The organism is Salipiger sp. 1_MG-2023, assembly GCF_030547555.1.
In the GTDB taxonomy this organism is placed as follows: Bacteria; Pseudomonadota; Alphaproteobacteria; order Rhodobacterales; family Rhodobacteraceae; genus Salipiger.
In genome coordinates this window covers 1-2,931 of the sequence record NZ_JAUOQN010000132.1, presented here as the reverse complement: position 1 = coordinate 2,931, position 2,931 = coordinate 1, and the positions used below count along the sequence as shown (strand labels likewise).

Genomic DNA, 2,931 nt, shown 5'->3' with positions numbered 1-2,931 from the left:
CGTGACCGAGGCTGTAGGATAAGTGTGTCCGGGGGAAGGGGCAGCTTGGCCATCAGCGGCTTTGTGCAACAGAGCCTGATCTATGACCCAGCGTATCGCTGAAACCTTCTACGACGCTCTCGCCGAGCTCAGCCCTCAGGAGCAGAAGCAGGTGAAGCAATCTGCCTTCGACTTCCAGATGGACCCGAGCCTTCCTGGCTTTTCCATGCACCGCGTCGACCGCGCCCGTGATCCGGATCTCTGCACGGCGCGGGTGAACCGTGACATCCGCATGGTGATCCACAGGAAGGAAGGGCAGAGCCTTCTTGCCTGGGTCGGGCACCATGATGCTGTGAGACACGACGGATCGAAAGCCACCCCCGGACGGGCGCCATCCAGATCGTCGAGGCGGGGGAGACCATCGAGGAGGTGGTTATCCAGCGGTACGTGGAGAAGGCCGTCGAGCTGCCGCGCCCGTTGGCGCGCATGGATGACGATACGTTGCTGTCTTGGGGCGTGCCTGTGGACTGGCTGGACACCGTGCGCGATGTGACCGAGGAAACTGTCCTCGATATCGCGGGCCACCTTCCGACCGAGGCGGCGAACGCTGTTCTGTCGGCGGCTGTCGGCGAGACGCCGGTTCCTGCGACGATCTCGGAGGAGGGGGCCGATCCATGGGAGCATCCCGATACGAAGCGCCGTTGCCGCGTGCTCGAGAATGTCGCGGAGTTGCAGGCGGCTTTGGACGCTCCATGGGAAAAATGGGCAGTATTCCTCCATCCGGCGCAGCAGGAATAGGTTGATCGGGAGTTCAATGGGCCGGCTCGAGTGATCGGGTCTGCCGGGACGGGGAAGACGGTGGTGGCGCTTCATCGCGCAGCACGCCTGGCGAAGGCACCGGGAGCGCGGGTGCTGCTGACGACCTTCAACCGTAAGCTTGCTGAGAGCATAGCGAAGAAGCTGCCGCAGGTCGCACCAGAAGAGGCGCGCGTGAATATCACCGTCGAGGCGCTTCCCGTCTTGATCGCGCTCCTGCACCGAGAGGCCTTCGGAGACGTCGAGATCGTGGACGAGGCGACGTTGCGGCTCTTTCTGGAGGAGGCTGCGCGTGACCGTGATCTGACCGTCGATCCGGATTTCCTGTTCGACGAATAGTCACTTGTGGTCGATGCCTGGGATGTTCGGACACAGGAGCAATACCGCGATCTGCCGCGTCTTGGGCGAAAGGTCAGGATGGCGGCAGCACGCCGAGATGAATTGTGGGAGGTGTTCTGTGACCTGCCCCCTGCGGGTCCCTCATTCATGACGAGAGCCTGCATGTTGGTGATATGCTACCCGACGCGCCCTCGGCCGTCCTTAGAGTATCCGCGCTTGCATCAGGCTCACGGGCTGGTGTTGTGAGCTGATTTGATCAGGTCTGCCGGGACCTTGTTCCCGATGGCCCCGTGCGGTCTTTCTTCGTTGTAGTCTCTACCACTGCCCGGGAGGCGATTGCGAAGCAATCTGCCGAGAGGGGCCAAGCCTCCAGCTTTTCGGCGGCATCTTCAAAGCTCATGAACCAGTGGCTGTTCAGGCATTCCGCCCGGAAGCGCCCGTTGAACGCCTCGATGAAGGCGTTGTCCGTGGGTTTTCCGGGGCGCGAGAAGTCCAGCGTCACACCCTTGGCGCAGGCCCATATGTCCATGTTCTTCGAGATGAACTCGCTGCCCTGATCGACGCGGATTGTGGCTGGATAACCGCTGCGTTTGCACACCCGCTCGAGGGTCGCGACGACGTCTTCGCCGCGGTAGGTGAAGCGTGCGTCGAGCACCGGCACGTAGCGCGAGAATGTGTCCACCACCGTGAGCACGCGAAGCTTGCGCCCCGTCGCGAGCTGATCGTGGACGAAGTCCATAGCCCAGATATCGTTGGGCCCGACGGCCTCCTTCCGGTCGTCGCGGAGCTTGGCCTTTACCCGCCGCTTCGGCGTCTTGTTCCGCAATTGCATGCCCAACTCATTGTAAATGCGATAAGTCTTCTTCGCGTTGATCTCCCAACCCTTGCGGCGCAACAGCACATGCACCCGTCTATAACCGAAGCGGACACGGGTCTGGCAAATCTCTCGGATCCGCTGTTCCAAAGCGGCCTGCCCAGGTCGGCGAGACTTGTAGCGATAGGTCCTTGGATCGAACCGGATCACCTAGCAGGCGCGGCGGATCGACACCTGCCAATCCGCCCGCATCTCATCGACCAGCGTCCTCTTCCGGGCAGGCCTCAAAGCTTTCGCTTGATGACGTCCTGCAACATCTCCTTGTCCAGCGCGAGATCGGCGGCGATCTTCTTCAACCGCGCGTTCTCCTGCTCAAGCTCCCGCAGCCGCTTCATCTCGGACGGCATCAATCCCGCGTACTTCTTCTTCCAATTGAAGAAGGTCGCCGTGCTGATCCCCGCCTTGCGGCAGACCTCTACGACAGGCGTGCCATCCTCCGCCTGCTTGATGATGAACGCCTTCTGCGCGTCCGTGAACTTCGATGCCTTCATGCGTTTCCGCTCCTCTCCCAGCCAAGGATGCCGCCCGGAAAACTCTAAGCTGGAACGGGGGTGTTTTCGGGGATCATATCAGGCGTAAACCGCTCCCATGGCAGACTCTATCCAATAGATAACCATCTGTTTTCTAATGGGATTCGCACTTGAGGATAGCGCGCACCACAGTACCAGGCATAATCTGATAAGATTTCCCTTGGATAAGGGGTCCAGTTAACCATCTGCTTTGGAAGGTTTATCCGCTTTTGCACGGCTGTCAAACGCGCGAGCGACTTGCGCAGCGCATGTTGCCTCAACGCAGGGTCAAGGCAACGACGAGGCCATCCTTGCATATCGGTCTCGTGCGATGCTGCGGTGACGTCCCCAGACGTGGTGTAGCTTACGGTGGCCATCGGGTTTCCCGGTAGGGTCGGGTTGCGAGAACCAACC

The 2,931-nt window shown here is 60.7% G+C and carries 2 protein-coding genes and 1 pseudogene; 2 read left to right on the top strand and 1 reads right to left on the bottom strand.

The features are described 5' to 3' along the window. Nucleotides 1–426: 426 nt before the first annotated feature. Complete coding sequence (locus Q4543_RS24065) at nt 427–777, top strand: hypothetical protein (protein ID WP_303442627.1); 351 nt, start codon at nt 427–429, stop codon at nt 775–777. 63 nt (nt 778–840) lie between these two features. Further along, nucleotides 841–1,134, top strand: a complete 294-nt coding sequence (locus Q4543_RS24060; protein WP_303442625.1) for a hypothetical protein — start codon at nt 841–843, stop codon at nt 1,132–1,134. A 227-nt stretch (nt 1,135–1,361) separates the two neighbouring features. Here the strand turns inward: Q4543_RS24060 and Q4543_RS24055 are convergent. After that, nucleotides 1,362–2,499 (bottom strand): annotated as a pseudogene (locus tag Q4543_RS24055) (IS3 family transposase). Nucleotides 2,500–2,931: the final 432 nt, after the last annotated feature.